The organism is Ruegeria sp. CDSC002, assembly GCF_059610905.1.
This window is the reverse complement of record NZ_JBXWOM010000006.1, coordinates 190,711-214,926: the sequence shown is the minus strand read 5'-3', so window position 1 is coordinate 214,926 and position 24,216 is coordinate 190,711. Positions and strand designations below refer to the sequence as shown.

Genomic DNA, 24,216 nt, shown 5'->3' with positions numbered 1-24,216 from the left:
CAATCGTGTGCCATCCTTTGTGTGTTGACCGTGAATGGTTGCGTAAACACTCCGATAACTCTTTGTAAGGGAATAATTTTAAGGTTAAAATTTCAAGTAGTTTAATATTAAACCTTTCCTGAAACGCATAGCTGTTATTCCGCTCAGGCCTATCCGGTGGTAAAAAATTACGCTACGTAACACTGCAAGTTAGGTCAAAGTCACTGACTAATTGGAGGGATTAGAGATGACACGAACTGCACTTGTAACCGGTGGTAGCCGGGGTATCGGCGAAGCGATTTCCAGAAAGTTGAAAGCTGAAGGATATACTGTTGCCGCGACCTATGCCGGCAATGACGAAAAGGCGGCTGCTTTCACCGCCGAGACCGGCATCAAAACCTATAAATGGAATGTCGCAGATTACGAAGCCTCGGCCGCTGGGATCGCAAAGGTCGAGGCCGAGATTGGATCGATCGATATTGTGGTCGCCAACGCTGGGATTACCCGCGACGCGCCATTCCACAAGATGACGCCCCAGCAGTGGAAAGATGTCATAGACACCAACCTGACCGGCGTTTTCAACACCATCCACCCAATCTGGCCCGGTATGCGCGAGCGTAAGTTCGGCCGTGTCATTGTCATCAGTTCTATCAACGGCCAGAAAGGCCAGTTTGCGCAAGCCAACTATGCCGCCACCAAGGCGGGTGATCTGGGAATCGTCAAATCTCTGGCACAGGAAGGCGCGCGCGCAGGCATTACCGCAAACGCCATCTGCCCCGGTTATATCGCCACTGAGATGGTCATGGCCGTGCCTGAAAAGGTTCGCGAGGCCATTATCGGCCAAATCCCCGCCGGACGGCTGGGCAAACCCGAGGAAATCGCCCGCTGTGTGGTCTTCTTGGCCTCGGATGACGCCGGGTTTGTCAACGGCTCAACGATTTCTGTCAACGGCGCACAATTCTTCGTCTGACACCCCACCGGACACAGTTTGAGAAAGGAACCTGCCCAATGAAAGACCTCGAACCCGATATCGACCCGGTAGAAAGTCAGGAATGGCAGGACGCCATTGAAGACGTGATTGAACGCGATGGTGCAAACCGTGCGCATTTCCTGTTGGATAAGGCCGTGCAGAAGGCCCGCGCCGCCGGGGCGACGCTGCCGTTTTCGGCTACGACGCCCTATCAGAATACCATCCCGGTTGATGATCAGTACGCCTTTCCCGGCGATCCTGAGATGGAGTGGCGGATCCGTACGATCAACCGCTGGAACGCCATGGCCACCGTGGTTCGGCGCAACAAAGTCAGCAGCGAATATGGCGGCCACATTGCCTCCTTTGCCTCATCAGCTGTTATGTATGACGTGGGCCTGAACCACTTCTGGCGATCGAAATCGGCGATCCACGGTGGCGATCTGGTGTTTTTTCAAGGCCATGTGATCCCCGGCATCTATGCCCGGTCCTTCATGGAAGGGCGCATCACTGAAGAGCAGCTGGAAAACTTCCGCTCCGAGGTCGATGGCGGCGGGCTGTCCAGCTATCCGCACCCGTGGTTGATGCCGGATTACTGGCAGTTCCCGACGGTCTCGATGGGCTTGGGCCCGCTGATGGCGATCTATCAGGCGCGGTTCATGAAATACATGCACAACCGGGGTCATATCGACATGGCCGACCGTAAAGTGTGGTGCTTCCTGGGCGACGGCGAGATGGACGAACCCGAAAGCCGGGGTGCAATTGACCTGGCAGTGCGAGAAGGCCTGGATAACCTGATCTTCGTGATCAACTGCAACCTGCAACGGCTCGACGGTCCGGTTCGCGGCAACGGCAAGATCGTGCAAGAGCTTGAGGGCGACTTCCGCGGTGCGGGCTGGAACGTGATCAAGCTGCTTTGGGGTAAGGGCTGGGATCAGCTGCTGGAAAAAGATACGAGCGGGCGGTTGCGTCAGTTGATGGATGAAACCGTCGATGGCGACTACCAAACGTTCAAGTCGAAAGACGGCGCTTATATCCGCGAACATTTCTTTGGGAAATACCCGGAAACCGCTGCTTTGGTCGAAGACTGGACCGACGATCAGATCTGGGCATTGCGCCGGGGCGGACATGACCCAGAAAAAGTCTATACCGCATTCAAGCGCGCGACCGAGAACAAGGGCACGCCGACCTGCCTGCTGGTGAAAACCGTCAAGGGCTACGGCATGGGCTCGGCCGGTGAGGGGCAGAACACCACCCACCAGCAAAAGAAACTGGCCGAAGATCAGTTGCGTGCGTTCCGTGATCGGTTCCAGATCCCGGTCAGTGACGAAGACCTGCCCAACGCGCCGTTTGTGTCGTTGAACAACGCACAAAAGGCTTACCTGGCCGATCGACGCAAGGCTTTGGGCGGTGAGTTCCCCAAACGCGACAGCAGCGCTCCGGCGTTGGAGATCCCCGAACTTTCCAAGTTCGAAGCTCAACTAAAGGGCACCGGTGATCGCGAGATCTCGACGACGATGGCCTTTGTCCGCATCCTGACCACGCTGTTGCGTGACAAGGGAATGGGCAAGAACGTGGTGCCGATCGTGCCGGACGAAAGCCGGACCTTTGGGATGGAGGGGCTGTTCCGCTCGGTCGGGATCTACAACCCCTCGGGTCAGAACTATACCCCTGAAGATGCTGATCAGATGATGTTCTACAAGGAAACGACCAACGGTCAGGTCCTGCAGGAAGGCATCAACGAGGCTGGCGCCATGGCCGATTGGATTGCGGCAGCGACTGCGTATTCCAATCACGGCGTCCCGATGATCCCGTTCTTCATCTACTATTCGATGTTTGGCTTCCAGCGCATCGGTGATCTGGCCTGGGCGGCTGGTGATAGTCGTGCGCGGGGCTTCATGCTGGGCGGTACGGCCGGTCGGACGACGCTGAACGGTGAAGGTCTTCAACACGAGGATGGCCACAGCCACATTCTTGCGGGCACTATCCCGAACTGCATCACCTACGATCCGACCTTCAGCTATGAAGTCGCAGTGATCATCCAGAATGGTCTGCAGCGCATGTATGGCGATCAGGAAGATATCTATTTCTACCTGACCCTGATGAACGAAAACTATACGCACCCCGATATGCCGATGGGCGCGGAAGAGGGGATCATCAAGGGGCTGTATCGGTTTCAGGAAACCAAGAAGCCAGGCAAGAAGCACGTCAACCTGATGGGCTCGGGCACCATTCTTGTGCAGGCGATGAAAGCAGCGGAATTGCTGAAGAAAGATTTCGGCGTGACGTCTGATATCTGGTCGGCCACCTCCTTCAACGAATTGGCCCGTGACGGACAGGATGCGGCACGCGCCAACCGTCTGGACCCGCTGGCAGAGGAACGCATGCCTTACGTGACCGAACAGCTTTCAAAGGCCAAAGGTCCGATCATTGCAGCCACTGACTATATGAAGAACTACGCCGAGCAGATCCGCGCCTTTGTGCCGGGCCGCTATTCGGTGCTGGGCACGGATGGCTATGGCCGTTCGGACAGCCGGGTGAACTTGCGCCGGTTCTTCGAGGTCGATGCCAATCATATCGCGGCGGCGGCGATGGTCGATCTGTATCGCGAAGGTGCGGTGACCAAGGCCGAGCTCGAGAAGGCGCTCAAGACATATGAAATCGACGGCGACAAGCCGAACCCCCGGTTGGTTTAAGGCCACGGGGCACGAGGAGACGTAGAAATGGAAATCGAAGTAACAGTCCCGGATATCGGGGATTTTGCGGATGTCCCGGTGATCGGCATCCTGGTCTCGGTCGGTGATAACGTCGCTGCCGAGGACCCGCTGATCGAATTGGAAAGCGACAAGGCCACGATGGAGGTTCCGTCCCCTGCCGCGGGTGTCGTCAAGGAAATCAAAGTGTCTGAGGGCGACAACGTATCCGAGGGGGCGCTGATCCTGCTGCTGGAAGGCGAAGGGGCACCTGCCGCCCCGGCCGAGGCCGCGCCCACCGTCGCACCGGCACCTGCGGCTGCCCCAGCACCAGCCTCCCCGGCGGCACCGGTGATGGATCAAGGGTTCGGCAAGGCCCACGCCTCGCCATCGGTGCGCGCCTTTGCCCGTCAGCTGGACATTGACCTGTCCAAGGTCAACGGCTCGGGCCGCAAGGGTCGTATCCTGCGCGAGGACGTCACCAAGTTCCTCAAATCCACGACTGCGGCCGCTCCGGCTGCTGCAGGTGCATCGGGTGGCATGGGTATCCCGCCGATCCCGGTTGTCGATTTCTCAAAGTTCGGCCCGGTCGAAGACGTGGAAATGCCTCGGATCAAAAAGCTGTCTGGCCCTGCGTTGCACCGGTCATGGCTCAATATCCCACATGTCACCCATAATGATGAGGCCGACATCACCGAGCTGGACAAATACCGCAAGGAAATGGACACGATGGCCAAGGAAGAAGGCTATCGCGTCACTTTGCTGAGCTTTGTGGTCAAGGCCTCGGTCAATGCGCTGAAACAGCATTGGGAGTTCAACTCGTCGATCCACCCCGACGGCGACAAGCTGATCCGCAAATCTTACTACAATATAGGCTTTGCTGCAGACACGCCGAACGGCCTTGTTGTTCCGGTCATCAAAGATGCGGATCGTAAGGGCATTGTCGAAATCTCCAAGGATCTGATGGAGCTGTCGGGCAAGGCGCGTGCAGGTGAGCTGAAATCGAACGACATGCAGGGCGCGACGTTCACGATCTCGTCGCTGGGCGGTATCGGTGGCACCCATTTCACTCCGATCGTCAACGCGCCCGAGGTGGCCATTCTGGGCCTGACCCGGTCGAAGATGGCTCCGGTCTGGAATGGCGAAGAATTCGTGCCGCGCCTGATGCAGCCCTTGTCGCTCAGCTATGACCACCGTGCCGTTGATGGCGCCTTGGCCGCACGCTTCTGTGTGACGCTCAAGACGCTGTTGGGTGACATGCGCAAGTTGATGTGGTGAGGAGAGATCAGATGGACGTCAAAGTACCCGATATCGGTGATTTCTCCGATGTGCCCGTGCTCAGCATTCTTGTCTCGGTTGGTGATACCGTCGTCGCCGAAGACCCGCTGATCGAACTGGAATCCGACAAGGCCACGATGGAGGTTCCGTCCCCCGCCGATGGCAAGGTCGTCTCGATTGCCGTTGCCGAAGGAGATAATGTCTCGGAAGGCGCGCTGATCCTGACACTGGAAGCCGCCGACAGCGCAACACCCGAGGCCGCGCCAGCAGAAGCACCCGCCGTACTGCAGGCTGTGGCCGCCACCGGCACTGCAGCCGGGCAGGGCGACGTACATGCCGAAGTGGTTGTGCTGGGCTCGGGCCCCGGTGGTTACACCGCAGCCTTCCGCGCCGCAGATCTGGGCAAAAAGGTTGTAATGATCGAGCGCAATCCGACGCTGGGCGGTGTCTGCCTGAACGTGGGCTGTATCCCTTCGAAGGCGTTGTTGCACGTGGCAAAGGTCATCACCGAGGCCGAAGAGATGGGCGCACATGGTGTCAGCTTTGGCAAGCCCAAGATTGACCTGGACGAATTGCGCGCCTTCAAAGACAGCGTTGTCGGCAAACTGACCGGCGGTTTGGACGGTTTGTCCAAGGGTCGCAAGGTTCAGATCGTGCGCGGCTACGGTCGCTTCTCGGGTCCGAACATGATTGAGGTCGTGGGCGATGACGGAATGACAACGGTTTCCTTTGACCAATGCATCATTGCGGCGGGATCTGAACCGGTTGAGCTGCCCTTTCTCCCCCATGATGACGACCGCGTGATCGACTCGACCGGTGCGCTGGAACTGGCGGATGTTCCAAAGCGGATGCTGGTTCTGGGCGGCGGTATCATCGGTCTGGAGATGGCTTGCGTTTATGACGCGCTGGGCTCGGACATCACCGTGGTCGAGTTGATGGATCAGATTATCCCTGGTGCGGACAAGGATATCGTTAAACCTCTGATGACCCGCATCAAGGGCCGGTACGAGAACATTTTCCTAAAGACCAAGGTCACAGCGATTGAACCGTTGAAAAAGGGCCTCAAGGTCACGTTCGAGGATGACAAGGGCGACAGCTTCACCGACACATTTGATAAGGTTCTGGTGGCTGTGGGACGCAAGCCCAATGGCAAGCTGATCGACGCCAAAAAGGCCGGGGTCGCGGTGGATGAGCATGGGTTTATTGCCGTGGACAACCAATTGCGCACCGGCGTGCCGCATATCTTCGCCATCGGTGATCTAGTCGGCCAGCCGATGCTGGCGCACAAGGCCGTGCACGAAGGCAAAGTTGCAGCCGAGGTTGCCGCCGGTCACAAGCGGTTCTTCGACGCGAAACTGATCCCTTCGGTCGCCTATACCGACCCGGAAGTGGCTTGGTGTGGCCTGACTGAGACCGACGCCAAGGCCAAGGGGATCAAGGTCGAAAAAGGCGTGTTCCCGTGGGCCGCGTCGGGCAAATCTCTGTCCAATGGCCGATCCGAAGGCATCACCAAGCTGCTGTTCGATCCACAGGATCAGCGCATCGTGGGTGCCTGCATCGTCGGCACCAACGCCGGTGATCTGATCTCCGAGACTGCTCTGGCCATCGAAATGGGGGCGGACGCGGTCGATCTTGGTCACACGATCCACCCCCACCCGACGCTGAGCGAGACAGTGAACTTCGCGGCCGAGATGTTCGAGGGCACGATCACCGATCTCATCCCGCCCAAGAAACGCAGCTAGGATCATGGCGATGAAGATAGGCACACTGAGAGAGACTTATGACGGTGAGAACCGTGTTGGGATGATGCCTGAGTCGGCGTTGCAGCTTCAGAAGTTGGGCTATGAGTGCCTGATTGAGAAGGGTGCGGGCGTTGCGGTCGGGTTTTCTGATGCGTCGTATGAGGCTGCAGGGGGTGAGGTCGTCAAGACGGCTGCGGCTCTGTGGAAGGCGGTCGACATTGTTGCCAAGGTGCGTCAGCTAAACGAGGCCAGGACACCGGGTGCTCGGGCATCAAAAACTCGCTGATCTTCAAAGAAAACACCCGCATGTTCTACGGCGGTGCAAGGGCAAGCCTCGACAAACTCCTGCCATTGATCGACTAAGCGGAGCGGTTTGGTCCAAGATGTCTTGTCACTTGAAAAAACTCCGTGCGCCTTTTGGAGTAGCGGATTGAGTTTTGGGGTCAATCTGTTCGGAATTTTGCCGAGGCGCAGCCGCCACCGGTGGGAGGCCTAGCTGAAGAAGAAGTCGGGCAAGCAGGTGCCTGCGCGCGCGCCCGGCGATTCGGGCTATCCCACCTTGGCGCCGGTGCCGGGGACCTATGTGCAGGTTAAGGCAAGCAGTTGATTTTAAATCACTCCGTGGAAAAATTCTGCAATGCAGCAATAAAAATCTTGCAATGCCGCATTGCAGCATACATATTGTCCTCAAGCTGATGAAAACCGGGGTGGGCTCGGTTCGGCAAAAGGATTTTAGACATGGCAAAGACGCAAGACTTCACCGCGACCCTGAAAGACGTTATGGGCGCGTTCCCCGTTGACACCACCGCTCTGGAAGGTGCTTTCAAATCGACCGCGACGCTGAACGAAAAGCTGTCGGGTGTTGCACTGGAAGCGGCTGAAAAGTCGGCGGAGATCTCGAACAAATGGACCAAGGACACCCTGGCCAAGCTGACCGAGATGTCGAAAGCCAAGGCAGAGCCTGCAGACTACGCCAAGGCAGCAACCGACTTCGCCAGCGCATCGGCTGAAGTTGCAGCTGAAAACATGGCGGCCTTCGCAGAGATCGCGAAAAAAGTTCAGTCCGAAACCGTTGAGCTGCTGATGGCGGCTGGCAAAGATGTAGCCGAAGACACAACCGCGGCTGTCAAAAAAGCCACCAACGACGTGACAGCTGCTGCCAAGAAAGCAACTGCCGCCAAGTAAGCAAACGCCGCGAGGCGCACCCACTCCTCCCAATCGGTGCTATCGCGCAGGGCAGGTCGAAAGACCTGCCCTTTCTTTGTTGGTGGAGCGTCTTATCGGGACGCGTCTTGACCACAGTGTGCCCTTGGTTGCGAAACGCCGTCCGGTGCAGTAAGCCACCTATTCAGTGTACACCGAGACCCATCCATGACCGCATCGTCAAACCCTGTTTTAAAGTGCCGGTCGGCTTCAACAGGCCTTGTCACCAAGGCCGCGAGGCTGTCGGTTGCACCCATGATGGACTGCATGGAATATCGTTATAAAACAGATTGGTACGATGTTAGGTGTGCAGTGTATGTGCAGTTTAGCACCCCTCATAGTTCTTGGCGACACAGTCTCTGGCTAATTCCTGCGCCTTGGAAATGTCACTGCCGGTCATTCTTTGGACGATTTTCTCTCGGTTTGTTACTGCGCCATCAAAACCAAGCGAAGCGCCAATATTGAACCACATGTGAGCATAAAGATCGTCCTGGATGACGCCTTTGCCAATTGCATACATTAAGCCAAGGTTGTTTTGTGCCTCTGCGAACCCTTGTTCTGCCGCCAAGCGATACCACTTCACCGCATCGGCGTAGTTCTGCTGAACGCCTTTTCCTTTGTCATACGCAACGCCAACATTGTGCCGCGCACCGGGGCTCCCTTGTTCTGCCGCCAGGCGATACCACTTGAACGCTTCTGCGTAATCCTGCGGAACTGAATTGCCTGCATTATAGTAACTGCCAAGAAAATACTGCGCCTCTGCAAGCCCTTGTTCTGCAGCCAAGCGAAACCACTTGAACGCTTCTGCGTAATCCTGCGGAACTGAATTGCCTGCATCATAGTAACTGCCAAGAAAATACTGCGCCTCTGCGTGCCCTTGTTCTGCCGCCAGGTGAAACCACTTCACCGCCTCGGCGTAGTTCGGCGGAACTCCGTCGCCATTATTGTAAATAGCACCAAGGTTGTATTGCGCATTTGCGACCCCTTGTTCTGCCGCCAGACGATACCACTTGATTGCTTCTGCGTAATCCTGCGGAACACCTTTACCTTCATAGTACATAAAACCCAGATTGAACTGCGCGGTGGGTATCTCGTGTTCTGCCGCCAAGCGATACCACTTCACCGCTTCTGCGAAATCCTGCGGGACTACCTCGCCTTTTTCATAGTAACTGCCAAGATAGAACTGCGCGATTCCATCCCCTTGTTCTGCCGCCAAGCGAAACCATAACTCCGCCAATTTGTAGGTTTGCGGTACGCCCTTGCCTTCGTGATACATAACGCCAAGCATCGACTGCGCGATACTGTTCCCTTGTTCTGCGACGGGTAGCAACTCTTGTAGCGCAGTATCAAAATCGTCAGCCATGTAAGCATCGAAACCCTTGTCGAAGTCCTGCGCCCACAAAGTATGCCCGCCCGTTGTCAGAATTGTAGCGACCGCAGCAATTTGGAAAATACGTTTCAAAACAACACCCCTATAGTTTCAATGTGAGACCATTTGTGTATTGAAAAGCAAAGCCAAGTAGCAACTTGTCGCTGCGTGTACTGGCGGGGAAAATTGCAACAGTTTTAAGGCAGCTTAAGACACATGGGGACCGCTATTTGCATGTGTTTGATATTTCGTTTCAGACGCTGGTCGTCGCAAATTGATCTGATACTGGTCATTTCGCTGCTAGGTGCCGCGCGGAATAATTTGTCGTTTAAGCGCGGGCTGGTCTTTGACCGTGACTGGTCGAACATGAAAATCAAACTTACAGGCGGATACTGATATGGGACGAACACTCTCAAACACACTGAAAGTCACCGGGACCGGGATACTGGCGGCAACGCTGTTCGCGTCTCTAGTTAAGGCTGATGACCAAATGTTTCTGGACCTGCATGATAACATTGTATCCTGCGGTTTAACACAAGCACACAATCAGGTTGAATGGCCAGACAGCGTCCCCGCTGGTGATGAGCGGCTGAATATTATCACGGACATTTCAATAACCATGACCTACCGCTACGTGCAACTGCTTTCGAAGGACAAGGAGGCTAGATGGGCAGCGATGCATAGCGCCAGTTACGGGCAGGGGTTTGCTGCAGGCAAGTACAACGACGATAGAGGCCCATTATACTGGGCCACTTATGAGGTGGTTGGGATTGTTGGGGCCTGTCTTATCAACGGGAATGGACAATGAAACGTTTATTCGTAAGAACCATTCAGGCGGCCGCGGCATTTGGCTTTGCTGTCCTGTTCTCAGTCAGCGTAGCGAAAGCCCAAACGTCTGACTATGCGCAGCACGTAAGATCGGTCTATCTGTGTGCTGAGGAAGTCGCCACGTCTGAGCATAACTTCTATGGGGATGAGCCTTTCTTGCCTGATTGGCCGGGGAAGGAAACCGTAGAGCGCCAGTTGCTGCAGACTGTGCATGGCCTCGTGTCTGAATATAACAGGGTCGTAGAGGCAACCCCTTTCATCGATCATAGGGCCGCTGGTGTACTCGCTGCAGTGCCCAAAGCGGATGCCTTGAAGAAGTACTATGACTACTTCGATCAGGTGGTCCCTCTGTGGGAATACCAAATCTTAATCGCCGCTGGAAACTGCCTCCGAGATGATGACCCGTTTGGTGCTGAAAACGATCAACCCTCCCACTAGCTAGGATGACCACCTAGGGCAGCGTTGAGGCGCTGTGACCGAAGCCAATTGCGAAAACGAGCCGATACACTGATGGACTATTACGAAGACGACGCCGACTTTATCAAAGACATGTTTGCCGAAGGTCTTCAGCCGTTCGTGGATCAAGGCGTGCGCGTGACGGTCAGTTCGGTCTAGTTGAACGCTGAAGAAATAGCCGTTCAGATTTGGATAGAGGGCGCGTCCGTGATGGGAACGGTGTTCTGGTCGTCGGCTGAAGGCGTGCTGGATAAGATTTACGAAGTCCTATGGCGGCATCGTGTGGACCTTGCGCGGCTGATGCTTCGGCACGAAGCCAACCCGCGAAAACTTGACCGTCTGTTCTTTTCACCACGACTCGCCCATCACCATCCGACCATCGATTTGGTAAGACATTAACACGAATTGTCGGCGGGGGATTTATTCCCTTGTCGCACCACACGCGCCACTGCCCCGCGACACAGCCCGCAACGGTTTTCATCGGCCCGTTGCGGGCGACCAGACACAAAAACAACCCCGCCCCATCTGAGCGGAGGTTTTTTTGTGCCGATAGACTGAATTTGCTATTTTGAATGCTCTGACTGATCCAGCCCGCGTGCCGTGCCGTAACTAAGGTACCCCAACTGCCCCCGCGTTGTTCGAAGGGTCCCCCCCGTTCAGCGCGGGTTTTTTTGGGGGACGAGGGGTAAAGAGTTGTTTTCCGTCAAGAGTGGCCGACCGGGCCGCGTAACTCAGGTTCGGTCGGCAACGGGTTTTCTGGTGGCTTCACGTTGTGCTTGTTCAGCCACTCAAAGATCGCAGACCAGTCGTCCTGCAACGAAGGCGCGCTGCGATATTCGCGCAAACTTTCCAGCTTGCACTTCAGGTCATGTGGGATTGTTCGGGGCCAACGTTCCATACTGCATGTTCTGATTTTGTTCTAGCGGGTGTCAAAGCGTTTTTTATTGCCCGTCACATCGTATGCGGCGATGTGACGGGCGGGCCGTGTGCCGACGCGTTAGCGAAGGAATAAACGCACACTGACCAAACTGTGTTATTCTTGTATTACACTTTCAACAGATGTGAGACGTGGCGATGAAGTTACCTGAAACGGTCGTGGAATGGTCGTGCCTGCTATCCGAAGCAGCGGGACAAGATCGGGCCACAAGCGAACCATTATCGACTGAAGAATGTCGCCTGCGCCCATGGCCATCGTCACCCGTTCACAGTCCATCAGAACGAAGTCTGAAACCTTCACGTACACGACCAGATTTGGACTTGCTGAGTCTTCGCGCACCCAAACGGTTGTGCTGATACCACGGTCCCTGAACGGCTTCAGCGCGTCCATCAATTCCATGTAAATGTAGTCGTGCGTTTCCATCAGTGTATCGGCTCATTCTCGCATTCGGCTTCGGACACAACGCGGCTCAACCACTCGCGCAGATCACCCAGTTCTTTGACGTGTTCGTTCATAGAAATTTCGGTGTCGTCACCACAAAGGCAAAGGTGTTCACAGACCTTCATGCTGGCGTCCATCTGATCTTTGGCCACGCCAAGCGTTTGGCCTTCGCTGGTCAATTCGCCCGTCGTGCTATCCAGATCAAACGCGATCATTGCGTGCCTCGATTTCCCGACGCAGCACCCGTGCGGCCAGATGCAGACCGGCGGCCTTGCATGACTCGGCACGACCGACCAGCCGATCCGTATGGGCGTTGCGCAGATCGGGCCACGATTTTGCGTTGGCGACCATGGCGACGTGCAGGGATTCATGTTGTTTCTTCATTCCAAGAAATCCGACTCACCCATTTCGCGGGTCAGGCTGTTCCAAATCTTGACGTACTCATCCCAAGTCAGTGGTCGCTTCAGTTCGCGCTGCACGGCCACAGCGGCTGCATCGCGGTCGTAAACGGGCTTTTTGGGTTGGCGTTTTTTGCGGGGCATAGGACCATCAAAGGGCATTGTTCAGTTTCCAGGTATTCGGGTTATGGCGTCGGGACTTCAGACGGGCGGATGTAAAGCGGGTGCCAAATGGCTGCGTTCAACCCGTTGCTGTCGCCAAGCTGAACCAGATCGGTCGCAACGGTTCGTTGCAGGTCATAGACGGCTTCATCCACTGGCGGTTCAAGCAACACGCCGAACTTGTTCCTGCGCGGTGTCATGGTGTCACCTGCGTTGTGTAATCCATCATGATCAGACCGTCATGGCGGGCCGCTGGATGCGGTTTCGGTTCTTCGCCTTTCTTGGTCCAGCCGACCATCCGCGACCCCATATAGTTCTTTGTATAGCCTTCACGGTGCGGATCGGGTTCACGGCGCATGGCGGTGGTGACGTGCAGATCGCGGACGTATTGGCCAGCGCGGTTGTAGATTTTAAGGTTCATTTGCGCTTCCCTTTCTTCACGTTCGCAGGCGGCATGAACTGCGCAGCCAACAGGCGATCCACGCGCCCGTTGGGTGCCATCCACGAAACCTGATCGTTATGCCGAACGCCCGCCTTGACCAGTATCGCCCCGATCTGATCGGGCGTGGTGGCCGTGCTGGTTTTGCCGTCGATGTAAACCGACGTTTCGGTGCTGTGACGGTGCTGGGTCAGGCTGATCTGGCGCATATCAATATCCCGCTGTGCTGACCCACGCGACCGCGTCAGGGTGCATCACGTTCCAGCTTGCGCCGTCCAAAACGGTACGGATTGCCGTGCTATTCGTTTGGAACATTGACCGCACTTCAGTTGGTGGTGTGGTCGTGGCAGCATCGGAAATGTGGATCGCTTCCCCATCACTGACCGCACCATCCTGATCGGCGTCCATGGTCGGTGCATTGGCATCCGCGTTGGCCATGGCCAGCGTGACGGTGCTGGACAGATCAATCTCTGGAATGCCAAGCAGGGCGAATACGCTGTTGCCGTCCATAATCGTCATGACGAACGCGGGTGCATTAGCACTGACGATCAGCGGAACGCCCATAACCGAACCCTTGGTTTCGATTTCGTCGCGGAACAGGAATTTGCCGTCCACCATATGAAACTGAAGTTTCAGGGCGGTTGTCACATCGGTGACCAGAACGGGACGACGGGCGCGGTAAGTAGCCATCGCAGTGACCAGCGCGACCAAGTCCCGAAGTGGGTCGGCAAGTGGCGTCAGCGCGGCAATGCCGTTGCGGATACCGCTGGGCATAATGCCCACCAACGGCGCATCCGTGGATGTAAATTTCTCATCCAGTGCCACCGACAGATCATCCAGAATGAACTGTTCCGCAACGGCTGCAATGTTCGGGATCGACGTGTCGGCCAGTTCGTTCGAAAACGCACTGATCGCAGCCAGTTTGTGACGGTAAAGGGACATGCTACCCAGCGCACCCTTCAGCACGGGGATGGTTGCACCTTCCGCGATCCAAGCGGGTTTCATCTTGCCGTAATTGTCCGCGCCACGGTGCGGCACGGTCAGGCTACGGTTGTCGCCAAACTCAAGCGAATTTATCAGGCTGCGGTCGATCAGCTCACCTAGAATGCTGATTGGTGCCAGCTTCGACCAGAAAGCCAGAACATCCGACCGAACCAGTTCTGCCGCCCAACCAGCCGCTGTTGTGGTGGCTGGATCAGATGCGGCTTTGTTTTGCATCATCCCTTTCGCCACCTGACGCGCCAGTCGGTTGGTGTCGTCGGGCAACAGCACCCGCAACGTGTCTTCCACGGGGGTTTGCTTCACACGGCGCATAAACTCGCCCACAACGCCTGCTGTGACGCATTTCAGCAGGTCTGGCCGCTTCATGCCGACACAGGGCTTGGCGGGCTGCTTCAGGCGGGCTTCGACCGTGACAGGGCGTTCAACAGCCTTAGTCAGTGCATCCACTTTGGCTTCCAGCCGCTTCACCTGATCCAAGCGTTGCGGGATTTCCTTCGCTTCAGCCATGGCCGCATCGAACAATGCCGCTTTGCGTTCAGCGTCGATCAGGCGGCGGGCTTTTTTGTCTTCGCTGATGTCGCCATCGAATGCGTTGGCGTATTTGGTCATGTCTTTGGGCATCTTAAAATACTCCAATTCTTTTCAGTGTTCGTTCAGCCGCGTCGGCCAGACCCGGCCCGTGCTGATCTTCGAAATCGCAAAGCCATGCGCGATAGGTGCGCTTGTGTGCGGCGTCGGAAATCGTCCTGGCCTCAGATGTGCTTTTGCCCTCGGCTAGCAATTCACCAACCATTTGCGCCTTGGTCCGTCGGACCCTGATCGGCAATTCCGTCATGATCGTTCGGACGTCGATCAGTTTAGCCATTGCGGATTCCTTCCATGCGTTTGCGATGGTCGTCGGCCATACGGTTCAGGTCATTCAATGTCGGTTCTTCGGCACCCAGAAATCCGTCAATTTCCGACTGGATCGCGGCGGCTGAGTCGGATCGCTTCACGTCCAATTGCCGCTCAAGCGTGTCGATGCGTTCGATCAACGGGCTGATCAAATTTGCCATGGCACCAGCAATGTCGTCGGCGCTCAACGTGCGTTTGTCGACCTGATTCAAAATCGATCTTGTGAACGCGAGACCTGCGGGATTTACGCTGTCGGTTTGGCTGTCGTAAACCACGGCATTCAGGTCTTGTGATGATCTTGTGCCGCCAACGGGCTGGCCGTTGACCATCGGCAGGTCGTATGGATTTTGCTGGTCGTTACGGAACGGGTTTCCAGACATTTATGCCCCCTTGGCAGCGCGTCGTAACGCCAGATAGTTCTGGCGGTCGCGTTCGGTTGATTTGTCTTTGCGGAATTTTCGGTCTGCCAGCTTTGCGAGATATCGGGCCAGTGCGGCTGTGGCCTTCAGATCAAGATCGGCCTTGGCCATTCGGTCGGCGGATTTGTCAGCCGCCTGTTCGGCCCGATCCGCGATCCGATCCATCTGGTCGGCCAAATGCCCAACCGATTGGGCATTCATGCGATGTAGATCGGCGCACATGACGTGCAACGGATCACTGGTCACGGTGCTGGTACCACCACGCAGGATCGATGCCCCCTTGGCATAGCGGGCCGCTGCGGATCGCGTGTCGGTGATGGCCTGATTGGCACGGTCGATGTCGCGTTGAATGTAGGCGGTCAGCTTCAGACGTTCTTCGGTCGCGCCTGCTGTTCCAGATTCTTCGGATTTACTGATCTGATCCAATCGTGACCGCGTGTATCCCTGACCATGCACCAGTTTTCTGGTCAGGTTCGGGGCTGTTGTGACTGTAAGTGTCATCGGCGCGGTCCAATCGATTTGGTTCGCAGCCATCATATGCACGAAAAACGATTCGTTACCAGATATGGTATAAACCGAGTACAAAAACGAAAAAGTAATACCAGATGTCGTATTACGCCGAAGTACCTGGAAACAGATTTAAGACAACGCCAGATCGGAAACCGCACGCCAATAGGCTTCGACATCTGCACCGATCATCGACGCCACCAGCAACCCGTCACGGCTCAACCAAATCTTACTGCTTTCGTCGCCCTTGGTCGCTGCTTTGACGTGCTGGCGGATCGCTTCGCACCACAGGGTTGCGCACGCGTTCGGGTCGATGTGGTTCAGGTTTGGCTGCTTCACGGGCGGCGATCCTTTGACGTTTGGGCGGGCGTCGGCGTTTGGCCATCAGATCAACGACTGCCGTCGCGGGCGGTTGCCTTCATGGGTCGGCTGGTCAGTGTGCTTGCGGGCTTCACGTTCGGCGGCTGCATTGTTGGCGCGTTTCTTTCGGTCGGGCAGGCTGGCAGATGTGAACCCTAAACGACGGGCCAAGCTGTTCACCTGACCGTTCAAATCCGAGACGATCCGCACGCGCGGATTTTGGATCGGCACCAGCCCAGTTTTCCCCCCGTAACTGATCACACCTTCGGCGCGTAACAGATCGTGTTGCTCTACAAGGTCGGATTGCAGTTTGGCCAGATTGGCTGCGCTGATCAGGTCGAAGGGCGTCCAGTCCGTATGGCTGCGCTGTTCCTGCATTCGATTGAACAACTCAACGTCGCGGGCGTTGGGCGTTCCAGCTTCATCAGGCCACCCGTGCAGCTTCGATGCGTTGGCTACGTTCTCCACTTGTCGGCTGGTGCTGTCGCTGCGGTTGTTGGACATATGGTGATCCTGATCGTGCGCCGGAACGCGTGAGTCAGGGCGATTATACCAAACCTTACAGTAACTGGAAGGATTTTGATCTGATCCGATCTAATCCAGCGTACTTGGACGGTAATTTGATGGCGATCTGGCGGCATATAGCGGGGCGAATATACAACTTTTTACTAAGGTCGTTTTCGCAGTTAGTTATTAAAATTAACCCCACCCGTCGGTGCCGCGCCTCCCGATCATGCTTCGGCATACCCCGCCCCAGCTTAAACACACGACGCACCAACACGGTCAGTCATCGATCAGTCATCGGTCGATCAGGTGATGGGCAGGGCAGGGGGGTGGCTGGTGTTGCTGTGGTGCTGGTGACCAGATCGCAATCAATCAACGAATGATCATCACGTGTCACCATCATCATCATCGTCACGCTTACTGAGGTTCGACCATTCCGATCCAACAGGGAAACCATCGGCACCAATCGTCGGACGCTCCGCACGCCCATGCCGCAGATCACTGTGGCGGGCGTTATGGCACGGCCAGCACAACGTCCGCAGATTTGGCGGGAACATCGCAAGGTCTGGGTGACTGGATCGGGGCTTGATGTGATCCACCAAACCAGCACCACGTTTGCGCACGTCACGACCACAGTTGGTGCAGCACTGTCGGTCACGCTTTCGAACCAACGCACGAACCTTGCGCCATTGCTTGCTGCTGTAGAACGGATCAGGCATAGCGCGAGTGTGGACAGTTTGAAGCCAGGCGTCCAACTATAGGATACCTGTTTCATGTGCTGGGAAAGAACTCGAGATGAATATGTCGGTAGTGTTGGCATCTATGATGCTACTATTTGCAAGTGTTGAATCTGTTCAAGCTGGGACAAACCAATGGCTCCAAGACGTCTATGATTCTGACCTTTCATTTGAAGAAGCGGAGCAAATCATACGGTATGATGGCTGCCTCCAGGAAGCGGTGGCCTTCCACACAACACGGCTGCAGCAGCTTCGATGGAACAAAGGTATGGTAAACGTTTCAGACGGACACGTTTACGTATTCACCCAAGACGAACTAAGAATGCTGCAAAACGCTACATTGGCGATTCATAGAAAAATGAGCATGGAACTTTTCTACAATAGAAAGGAAGAAGCTGCGAAGGCGTACGCTTCGTTGCAGAAAGACAACCAGTTGGATGAACCAAATAATTGGTTTGCATTGGTTGATTGGGCGTTGGTCGATTGTGGAAATGCGGAATACGCCGATCATTGGCAGTTTCTTGAAAGGTATAAGTAGTCTGAATTTGTAGGTCTTTGAAATCTGAATTGCAGATCATCGCGGTGGATCTAGAGCCATCCCGTTTCTAATTTTGGAAGTATTCACAACCACTGTTCGTGCAGCACTGCTTGTCACGTTTACAAACCAACGCACGAACCTTGCGCTATTGCTCCGGTTAGTAAATCGGACCGCATGGCATCTATTATTGTTCCCGTAGTTTATTATCGGAATAACCACTGTCGACAAAGTCGCTCGCACGCGCGCGAGACGTGAATAAAATTTTGAGAAGGAGAAGAAAAACTATTTGTACCTCACGCACAAGCGACATTGTCGACACTTTTATTTTCCGACGCTTTCTTTGATTTTACGGACGATTTCAGCACGCCGTAGTTTTTCCTGTTCAGCCTGTACGACGAACTTGGTGTAGACGGTCTGGTTCACTGTCCAACGCCGTGGAAGGTAATTGGCATCCAATGGTGTGATCCACCCACTGTCTTCAATGAAGCGCAATAGGCGTAGTTTCATTGGATCGTCCAGATTGCCCCATCTACGGTAATTGCGCTGCAAATCTCGCAACGACAGTTCTTTCAGTTCGCGGCTGAGAATGTAACCAGCGATCCAGCGGACGTGTTCGGCATCACCACCATCGCCCAGCACGTTTTCGTACAGCGCGAAGATGTTCGGCAGAAAATACTTCATGTGCAGGTCAGCCACGATCTGCGCCGTTTTTGCGGATACCATGTATTGAACAGGCTGCATGCCGTAATGTGCACATTCCATGGCGTGCAGGACCAATGCCCAACGATACAGACCACCTTCCCATTTCGACAGATGGCTTTTCATCCGAATTGACAATCCGCCCTCGTCAATCAGACTGTGGATTTCGCCCCAGCAGCGATCCAATATCTGCACGGCTTCGGGTGATAGCTGGACGGTGCCTGGCAACGATGCGGCCACTTGGTTGATCACATGCTGGTACGCGGCCTTTTGGCTGTCATCCGATACCGCATTTGTAGCGCGGCCAGCACGGCTGGCAAAGAACGGATAGAACCGCTGCAACAGGCCGTCGTCCTGTGCGTGCTTCATGGCCGTGGCCAGCGCGGCAGGTTGGATGCCGCCAATGATGGATCCAGACCAATTCGGCACGTTGACTATGCCGCGTGTGACGCGTGCGATCTTGTTTGGGCCACCATTGTACAGCTTCAGAAAATCGGCCCGTGTCTTGGCCGCTTCGCCACGTCCTTCGACGCTGGCAAACCAGCCTGACAGTTCATCCTGTTCGACCAGAATGCCACGCGGATTGTACTGCAAAATGTCGGATAGTTTTGATGTTGTCGTGTCGCTGATGACCAACATTCTGGTATCGGGGTGCTGCGGTGCAAATCCCTCTGGCGGTTCCTGCGTCTTCCCGTCCGTGTATTTCTTCAGGGCCGTGTTGTACCGCTTCAATTCGGTCTGGTACTGCGCGATCCGTCCAGCGTCCTCGTCCGTGTATTGGCGATCCAGCTTGCGCACGGGCTTCATTCCGAGATTTAAACCCGGTGTCTTTTTGATCGACGGATCACCGATCAATGTCAGCCACAGGCACGCGCGTTCTTCCCAATCCCGGTGCTGATGCGGCTTGATCTTCACACGGTCGTCCAGCACCGCCACAACGCCCCCAATGCACGCGACGAACAAGATTTCCGGCGGCACGCCCATTGCGGGTGCTTCGTGCATCAGTATGGGCCGCAGAACAGGCGGAATGCAGTGTTCTGGCAGTGCGGGTGGCACAATGGGCTGTAACAGGTCCACAGGGTCCACATCGGCCATCGGTTGCAGGTTTGATGCCTTCGGTGCAACGTGCGGCTTTTTTGGGTTAGCGGGCATTTTTGCCAGCGACACGGCCAAGGACGGACCAGCCATCGCCCAGAACCGTTTCAACGCCCGCAATGCGTTCTTCCCTTGGTTCTCAACATGGGCCATCGGCGCGATGGATATTTCTTCGACAATGGCCGCATATTCATTGCTGGTAAATCCCGTGGATTTCAGCGTGCGCGCAACGCTGTGCAGCGTCTTCGACTTGTCGATACCTTCCACCGCTGGTGCCATCAGGTCTGCTGCAAACTGCGGGTTCCACTGCTTCTGCTGTTCCAAGCGTTGCATCAGATCGGGCGTCAATTCAGCGGGTGTGAAATCTTCATCACCAGACAGTTCAATTTTCTGTTTCGGCGGCTGCGCCAACTCAGCACAAATAGACGGATCAAGCAGCGCGGGCTGGCTTACGTCAATCACCTGGTATCCGTCGCCAAACGCTATGAATCCCCCATCACCACGGGCGTCCAGACCCATCACGATACCGCTGCGGTTTCTCAGTTCGACACCCGCAGGTAATTGGTAAATCCGATGCGTGCCGCCACTGATCGTGCGGTGCGTACGCGTGCCGCCATTTAGGTGCCGTGTGGCCAACCATTCAGCGGCCTTTGATCCTTCTTTGTAACCGTCGTCGTCCAGAACATAGATGCCGCCCCCAGTGGCTATTCCGTAGCCGTTTGCATACCCCCACGGCATCGCATCGATGGCGACTGGATCGGAACTTGCCGCGTTTGGCCAATCCTTGATCATCGGCCTTTTGTCGTACTTTCGACCAATTGGATTCCAGTCGATATGCACAGGAAACACGCGAAGTCCCGTCTTCTTAGCTTCTTGTTTCCAATCGACATATTGTCCTATATCGTTTGCCATATCTGACAGCCTCTTGCGTAATGGGGTGTTGTGCGACCCGCTGTGGTTGGCGGAATTCTTGTGGCCCGTGACGCCTCATGCGTCACGGGTCTTTTCGTTCCATCACTTCGCTGTCAGCTCGCGCTCAGCCACACCGCGCCCGTGATGGTTAATTGGCTGTTACGCATCCGCCCGAGACAGTTGGTTGTACAGCTTGGTTTCCACGTCGCCAGACAGCTTGACGATTACCAGACCGTCGCGCCGTTCACGTGCCAAGCCGACGTAAAGACGATTCACCAGACGGGCGTAATTTGCGGCACGGGTATGGTCGCCAGTGTCGCCATAATGGGTCATCCAATAGGTAACATCGGCCACGAGGTTCTTTGCCCTGGCTTCTTCCAACAGCAGCTTCATGCGACACCGTCCAACAGGTCTTGTGACGCGAGGGGTGCGGGCGGGTTCTTTTCGCGCAAGCGATCCGTTTCGATCAACTCGGCGTATTCGGATCGCAGATACAGAATGGTTTTGCCAACCTTGCGATGGTTCGGCATTCCGCCACGGCTTCGGCGGGATTTGATTGTCTGAATATCGCAGACTTCAAACGCTGCAACCTGTTCTTCGGTCATCCAGCCGTTTTCGGCCAGAAACTTTACAAGGATTGGATCGTCCACGACGGCCCCCTTTGCATTTGGCGGGCCACGACCCGACCAGTTCGGTTTGCCAACGCGATGCGCTGACGGTTCCTAGCTAGTTCAAGTCATTTGTCGTGTGGTCTAGTTCAGCCGATGCGACTCGGCTGGTCTTGTGACGTTAGCCTGACGATGCAAGTTTCTGCAAGGCGTCATTCATCGTCAAAGCCTGTGCAGGTGGCTTCGAACGAAACTCCAAAGTGACCAAAAGGTGAGCGGACGGGCGACAAAATTCGTTGCGGCTCAAGTATGAGAAATTCGATACCCGCTATATCGTCAGATTGCGTTTCGAAGCCGCAAACTCGAATGTCGCTTATTTCGGTATCGAAATCGAGTGGGGGGTATACGGGACCACAATTCCCAGAGTAGGTCTGATCAGCTACTGTTAGAAGGGCCTTTCCGCCTTGTTCCACTAACTTAATTTCTGGGCCCTCGCAGGAAATATCCGCAGAAGCGGTTGTCACTATTAGAGTGGCACAGGCGGTTGCAAAAAACTTCATCTGTTTTCCCTCACTCATCTCCAAAGCCTGTACATGTGGCATCAAAAGCAATGTGTCCCGTCGAAAACGTTCCATCGTTAGTGAGCACCATAAAAACTGCCTGTGGTTCTAGTATGAACGCACTCGATGAGGTGTGGCAGAGCGATACGTTTTTTGCTTCGATTTGGTTGGGAAGCTCAAAGAACTTTTTGCAATCTGCAGCGAATGTAGGGCTTTCACCTGGATGAATGTTTAGTGTTATCAGGGCCTTTCCACCCTGTTCGGTGACCTTAATTTGCGGACCTTTGCACTCCAAGCCTGCAGATGCAGCACCCGCCATCAGAGCGGCAATCAAAGTTGCTGTAAATCTCATCGCTGTAATCCTTCCAATGCTGCGTGAACATCAGCCGCGCCAAGCTGGGTGTAGCGTTTCAGGTGCTTCCAGTCGCGGTGACCGGACACAACGGCCACCAGTTCAATTGGCAGACCAAGGCGGAACAATTCGGTAATTGCGTGGTGCCTCAGATCGTGAAAATGCAGATCGTGGATCCCGCACGCTTTCACGGCACGACGCCACGCAGTGCCAGCGGATTTGCCATCGTACGGGAACAAGCGGCCATCTGTGCGCCCGTTGGCCATTTTGCGGGCAATGTCGAACGCCTCACCCACTAACGGCACAAGCTGATCATTGCGGGCTTTGCGCTTCGGGTCTTTCCGTTCGCGTATCAACACGGCCTTTTCGTTCCACCTGATGTCTTCGATCCGAATACGGCAGATTTCGCCAAGACGCATTCCGCTGGTTGCGGCAAACCGAATTATGGTTGGCATCGGTATCGTCATGCGCGGGTTGGCATCGAACCAAGCGATGATCCGATCCAGTTCGTCATCGGTCGGAATGCGGTCACGCTCTTGGCTGCGGGTATCGATACGCGCCGTTGTCAGGGCGGTGCGGGCGTCTTTGGCTAGGCCTGGGTCAATGTCGATCTTGCGGCTGTGTCTGGCCCATTTCAGGACGCTGGACAGGGCGGACAGATCACCCGAAAGGGTCGCGCCCGTCACGCCTTCTTTCAACCGCTGGTCAACGTAGCCTTGGATCGTCAGGGCCGACAGGTTCCGCATCGATACGCCACCGATCCTACTTGCGATCCGTTCAAGATTGAAGCGGTTGGTGCGGCCCGTTTCGACCTGTTTCAGATAGGACATGATCACCATGGCCAGCGTCATGTCAGAGGGTGCCTGTATCGTACCAGCGGTGCGCCCGCCTTCCAGCGATCTTTCCAAGTCCGCAGCCCAACCAACCGCATCCGTTTTGCGCGTGAAGGTTCGGCCCTTGTTCACGCCTTTGCGTCTTACCTGCGCCCGCCATTTGCCTGACGGTAATTTCGTGATAGTGGCCATGTGATGTGCGATCCGTGTGCAAATTTCCCTGCACGCTTCATACAGAAAAAATACAAACGTGTGCAATACGTGTGCAACTTTGAGGCAAAAAAGCTGGTAGAGATATGACTAAATCATTGAATTATCACGCTAAATTATCAGTAGCACCCATGATGGATTGGACAGACCGGCATTGCCGATTTGTGCACCGACTGCTCAGCCAGCAGACACTTCTATACACCGAAATGGTAACCGCCCCGGCGTTGGTGCGAGGTGGCGCATTGCATTTGTTGGACTTCAGTTCGCAGGAACACCCCGTCGCGCTGCAATTGGGCGGTTCTGACGCAGAGGAGCTGTCGCAGGCGGCCCGGCTGGGCGCGCAAGCGGGGTATGATGAGATCAACCTGAACTGTGGCTGTCCTTCGGATCGGGTGCAATCGGGTACATTCGGGGCCGTCTTGATGAAAGATCCCGCTCGTGTTGCTGATTGCGTTGCCGCGATGCGCGACGCTGTTGATGTCGAGGTGACGGTCAAATGCCGTATTGGGGTCGATGATCAGGATCCGGAACGGGTCTTGCCTGAATTCCTGCAGGCCATTCAGGCGGCCGGATGCCGACGCGTAACAATCCACGCGCGCAAAGCATGGCTGCAAGGGCTTAGCCCAAAGGAAAACAGGGATATCCCGCCTTTGGACTACGACCTTGTGCATCGGATGAAAAATGCGTTCCCGGACCTGCACGTCTCGATCAATGGCGGAATCACGTCTCTGGAACAAGCAAAGACGCAACTGGACGCCGGGCTGGACGGTGTCATGATTGGCCGCGCGGCCTATCACCAACCCACGGATATTCTGGCCCAGGCGGATGCCATGATCTTCGGCAGCGGGCAGGTAGCTGATCCGATTGATGTCGTTCACAAAATGGTGCCCTATGTCGAAAACCACCTTGCCGAGGGCGGCCGCCTGCACCAGATCACGCGTCATATGCTGGGCCTGTTTGCCGGACGTCCCGGTGCGCGTGCGTGGAGGCGGGCTTTGTCCGAGGGTGCGGTTCACGATGGGGCAGGCCCCGAGGTGATGCTGCAGGCGCTGGACAGCATCGCGCCTTTGGCAGAGGTTTGACAGCTACAGGAT

General features: G+C 55.6%; 31 protein-coding genes and 1 pseudogene. 10 read left to right on the top strand and 22 right to left on the bottom strand.

Annotated elements, in window-relative coordinates; all coding sequences use genetic code 11:
- Window positions 1–226: 226 nt before the first annotated feature.
- The 6 genes and pseudogenes from phbB (at window position 227) to AC2FJE_RS13135 (ending at window position 7,844) form a co-directional block, all read left to right on the top strand.
- Complete coding sequence (gene phbB / locus AC2FJE_RS13160) at window positions 227–949, top strand: acetoacetyl-CoA reductase (protein WP_496754533.1); 723 nt, start codon at window positions 227–229, stop codon at window positions 947–949.
- 38 nt (window positions 950–987) lie between these two features.
- A complete protein-coding gene (gene aceE / locus AC2FJE_RS13155; protein WP_496754531.1) occupies window positions 988–3,642 on the top strand; it encodes a pyruvate dehydrogenase (acetyl-transferring), homodimeric type in 2,655 nt (884 codons plus the stop codon).
- A gap of 27 nt (window positions 3,643–3,669) precedes the next feature.
- Window positions 3,670–4,917: a dihydrolipoyllysine-residue acetyltransferase gene (gene aceF / locus AC2FJE_RS13150; RefSeq protein WP_496754528.1), complete on the top strand. Its 1,248-nt coding sequence runs from the start codon at window positions 3,670–3,672 to the stop codon at window positions 4,915–4,917.
- A gap of 11 nt (window positions 4,918–4,928) precedes the next feature.
- A complete protein-coding gene (gene lpdA, locus AC2FJE_RS13145) occupies window positions 4,929–6,659 on the top strand; it encodes a dihydrolipoyl dehydrogenase (RefSeq protein ID WP_496754526.1) in 1,731 nt (576 codons plus the stop codon).
- A gap of 10 nt (window positions 6,660–6,669) precedes the next feature.
- Window positions 6,670–6,939, top strand: a pseudogene (locus tag AC2FJE_RS13140) (Re/Si-specific NAD(P)(+) transhydrogenase subunit alpha); the annotation flags it as partial.
- A gap of 458 nt (window positions 6,940–7,397) precedes the next feature.
- A complete protein-coding gene (locus tag AC2FJE_RS13135; protein WP_058274073.1) occupies window positions 7,398–7,844 on the top strand; it encodes a phasin family protein in 447 nt (148 codons plus the stop codon).
- Between the two features lie 343 nt (window positions 7,845–8,187).
- Here AC2FJE_RS13135 and AC2FJE_RS13130 read toward each other — a convergent pair whose 3' ends face one another.
- Window positions 8,188–9,324 (bottom strand): SEL1-like repeat protein, encoded by a 1,137-nt coding sequence (locus AC2FJE_RS13130; protein WP_496761037.1) that lies wholly within the window; start codon window positions 9,322–9,324, stop codon window positions 8,188–8,190.
- Between the two features lie 304 nt (window positions 9,325–9,628).
- Here AC2FJE_RS13130 and AC2FJE_RS13125 point away from each other — a divergent pair, with 304 nt between their 5' ends.
- On the top strand, window positions 9,629–10,039 hold the full coding sequence (locus AC2FJE_RS13125) for a hypothetical protein (protein WP_496761036.1): 411 nt from the start codon (window positions 9,629–9,631) through the stop codon (window positions 10,037–10,039).
- Complete coding sequence (locus AC2FJE_RS13120) at window positions 10,036–10,497, top strand: hypothetical protein (protein WP_496761035.1); 462 nt, start codon at window positions 10,036–10,038, stop codon at window positions 10,495–10,497. The genes AC2FJE_RS13125 and AC2FJE_RS13120 overlap by 4 nt, the downstream gene beginning before the upstream one ends.
- A gap of 721 nt (window positions 10,498–11,218) precedes the next feature.
- Here AC2FJE_RS13120 and AC2FJE_RS13115 read toward each other — a convergent pair.
- The 15 genes from AC2FJE_RS13115 to AC2FJE_RS13045 form a co-directional block, all read right to left on the bottom strand.
- On the bottom strand, window positions 11,219–11,413 hold the full coding sequence (locus AC2FJE_RS13115; RefSeq protein WP_496761034.1) for a hypothetical protein: 195 nt from the start codon (window positions 11,411–11,413) through the stop codon (window positions 11,219–11,221).
- Between the two features lie 135 nt (window positions 11,414–11,548).
- Entirely contained in the window at window positions 11,549–11,875 is a 327-nt protein-coding gene (locus tag AC2FJE_RS13110) for a hypothetical protein (RefSeq protein ID WP_496761033.1), read from the bottom strand.
- Window positions 11,875–12,108: a hypothetical protein gene (locus AC2FJE_RS13105; protein WP_496761032.1), complete on the bottom strand. Its 234-nt coding sequence runs from the start codon at window positions 12,106–12,108 to the stop codon at window positions 11,875–11,877. The genes AC2FJE_RS13110 and AC2FJE_RS13105 overlap by 1 nt, the downstream gene beginning before the upstream one ends.
- Window positions 12,095–12,277, bottom strand: coding sequence for a hypothetical protein (locus tag AC2FJE_RS13100; RefSeq protein WP_496761031.1), 183 nt, complete (start codon window positions 12,275–12,277; stop codon window positions 12,095–12,097). Before AC2FJE_RS13100 ends, AC2FJE_RS13105 begins: the two co-directional genes overlap by 14 nt.
- Entirely contained in the window at window positions 12,274–12,435 is a 162-nt protein-coding gene (locus AC2FJE_RS13095; protein WP_496761030.1) for a hypothetical protein, read from the bottom strand. Before AC2FJE_RS13095 ends, AC2FJE_RS13100 begins: the two co-directional genes overlap by 4 nt.
- 41 nt (window positions 12,436–12,476) lie before the next feature.
- Window positions 12,477–12,653, bottom strand: coding sequence for a hypothetical protein (locus AC2FJE_RS13090; RefSeq protein ID WP_496761029.1), 177 nt, complete (start codon window positions 12,651–12,653; stop codon window positions 12,477–12,479).
- The gene (locus tag AC2FJE_RS13085; protein ID WP_496761028.1) at window positions 12,650–12,874 is read right to left on the bottom strand and encodes a hypothetical protein; all 225 of its coding nucleotides are present in this window, start codon (window positions 12,872–12,874) and stop codon (window positions 12,650–12,652) included. The genes AC2FJE_RS13090 and AC2FJE_RS13085 overlap by 4 nt, the downstream gene beginning before the upstream one ends.
- Window positions 12,871–13,101, bottom strand: coding sequence for a hypothetical protein (locus AC2FJE_RS13080; RefSeq protein ID WP_496761027.1), 231 nt, complete (start codon window positions 13,099–13,101; stop codon window positions 12,871–12,873). Before AC2FJE_RS13080 ends, AC2FJE_RS13085 begins: the two co-directional genes overlap by 4 nt.
- Window position 13,102: 1 nt before the next feature.
- Window positions 13,103–14,515 carry a phage major capsid protein gene (locus AC2FJE_RS13075; RefSeq protein ID WP_496761026.1) on the bottom strand — a complete coding sequence of 471 codons (1,413 nt, stop codon included), beginning with the start codon at window positions 14,513–14,515 and terminating at the stop codon, window positions 13,103–13,105.
- Window position 14,516: 1 nt separating this feature from the next.
- Window positions 14,517–14,759, bottom strand: coding sequence for a hypothetical protein (locus AC2FJE_RS13070; RefSeq protein ID WP_496761025.1), 243 nt, complete (start codon window positions 14,757–14,759; stop codon window positions 14,517–14,519).
- The gene (locus AC2FJE_RS13065; protein WP_496761024.1) at window positions 14,752–15,168 is read right to left on the bottom strand and encodes a hypothetical protein; all 417 of its coding nucleotides are present in this window, start codon (window positions 15,166–15,168) and stop codon (window positions 14,752–14,754) included. The genes AC2FJE_RS13070 and AC2FJE_RS13065 overlap by 8 nt, the downstream gene beginning before the upstream one ends.
- On the bottom strand, window positions 15,169–15,708 hold the full coding sequence (locus AC2FJE_RS13060) for a hypothetical protein (RefSeq protein WP_496761023.1): 540 nt from the start codon (window positions 15,706–15,708) through the stop codon (window positions 15,169–15,171).
- A 138-nt stretch (window positions 15,709–15,846) separates the two neighbouring features.
- On the bottom strand, window positions 15,847–16,053 hold the full coding sequence (locus AC2FJE_RS13055) for a hypothetical protein (RefSeq protein ID WP_496761022.1): 207 nt from the start codon (window positions 16,051–16,053) through the stop codon (window positions 15,847–15,849).
- 45 nt (window positions 16,054–16,098) lie between these two features.
- Window positions 16,099–16,578, bottom strand: a complete 480-nt coding sequence (locus AC2FJE_RS13050) for a hypothetical protein (protein ID WP_496761021.1) — start codon at window positions 16,576–16,578, stop codon at window positions 16,099–16,101.
- Window positions 16,579–16,861: 283 nt separating this feature from the next.
- On the bottom strand, window positions 16,862–17,353 hold the full coding sequence (locus AC2FJE_RS13045) for a hypothetical protein (RefSeq protein ID WP_496761020.1): 492 nt from the start codon (window positions 17,351–17,353) through the stop codon (window positions 16,862–16,864).
- Between the two features lie 20 nt (window positions 17,354–17,373).
- Here AC2FJE_RS13045 and AC2FJE_RS13040 point away from each other — a divergent pair, with 20 nt between their 5' ends.
- On the top strand, window positions 17,374–17,853 hold the full coding sequence (locus tag AC2FJE_RS13040; protein WP_496761019.1) for a hypothetical protein: 480 nt from the start codon (window positions 17,374–17,376) through the stop codon (window positions 17,851–17,853).
- Between the two features lie 321 nt (window positions 17,854–18,174).
- On the opposite strand, the gene AC2FJE_RS13035 is transcribed toward AC2FJE_RS13040, so the two are convergent.
- The 6 genes from AC2FJE_RS13035 to AC2FJE_RS13010 form a co-directional block, all read right to left on the bottom strand.
- Window positions 18,175–20,559 (bottom strand): DUF3987 domain-containing protein, encoded by a 2,385-nt coding sequence (locus AC2FJE_RS13035; RefSeq protein WP_496761018.1) that lies wholly within the window; start codon window positions 20,557–20,559, stop codon window positions 18,175–18,177.
- A 159-nt stretch (window positions 20,560–20,718) separates the two neighbouring features.
- The gene (locus AC2FJE_RS13030) at window positions 20,719–20,952 is read right to left on the bottom strand and encodes a hypothetical protein (RefSeq protein ID WP_496761017.1); all 234 of its coding nucleotides are present in this window, start codon (window positions 20,950–20,952) and stop codon (window positions 20,719–20,721) included.
- On the bottom strand, window positions 20,949–21,209 hold the full coding sequence (locus AC2FJE_RS13025) for a hypothetical protein (RefSeq protein ID WP_496761016.1): 261 nt from the start codon (window positions 21,207–21,209) through the stop codon (window positions 20,949–20,951). Before AC2FJE_RS13025 ends, AC2FJE_RS13030 begins: the two co-directional genes overlap by 4 nt.
- Window positions 21,210–21,379: 170 nt before the next feature.
- On the bottom strand, window positions 21,380–21,727 hold the full coding sequence (locus AC2FJE_RS13020) for a hypothetical protein (protein WP_496761015.1): 348 nt from the start codon (window positions 21,725–21,727) through the stop codon (window positions 21,380–21,382).
- Window positions 21,728–21,737: 10 nt separating this feature from the next.
- Window positions 21,738–22,079 (bottom strand): hypothetical protein, encoded by a 342-nt coding sequence (locus AC2FJE_RS13015; RefSeq protein WP_496761014.1) that lies wholly within the window; start codon window positions 22,077–22,079, stop codon window positions 21,738–21,740.
- On the bottom strand, window positions 22,076–23,104 hold the full coding sequence (locus tag AC2FJE_RS13010) for a tyrosine-type recombinase/integrase (protein ID WP_496761013.1): 1,029 nt from the start codon (window positions 23,102–23,104) through the stop codon (window positions 22,076–22,078). The genes AC2FJE_RS13015 and AC2FJE_RS13010 overlap by 4 nt, the downstream gene beginning before the upstream one ends.
- Window positions 23,105–23,208: 104 nt before the next feature.
- On the opposite strand from AC2FJE_RS13010, the gene dusA reads away from it, so the two are divergent.
- Window positions 23,209–24,204, top strand: a complete 996-nt coding sequence (gene dusA, locus AC2FJE_RS13005; protein ID WP_496761012.1) for a tRNA dihydrouridine(20/20a) synthase DusA — start codon at window positions 23,209–23,211, stop codon at window positions 24,202–24,204.
- Window positions 24,205–24,216 lie beyond the last annotated feature (12 nt).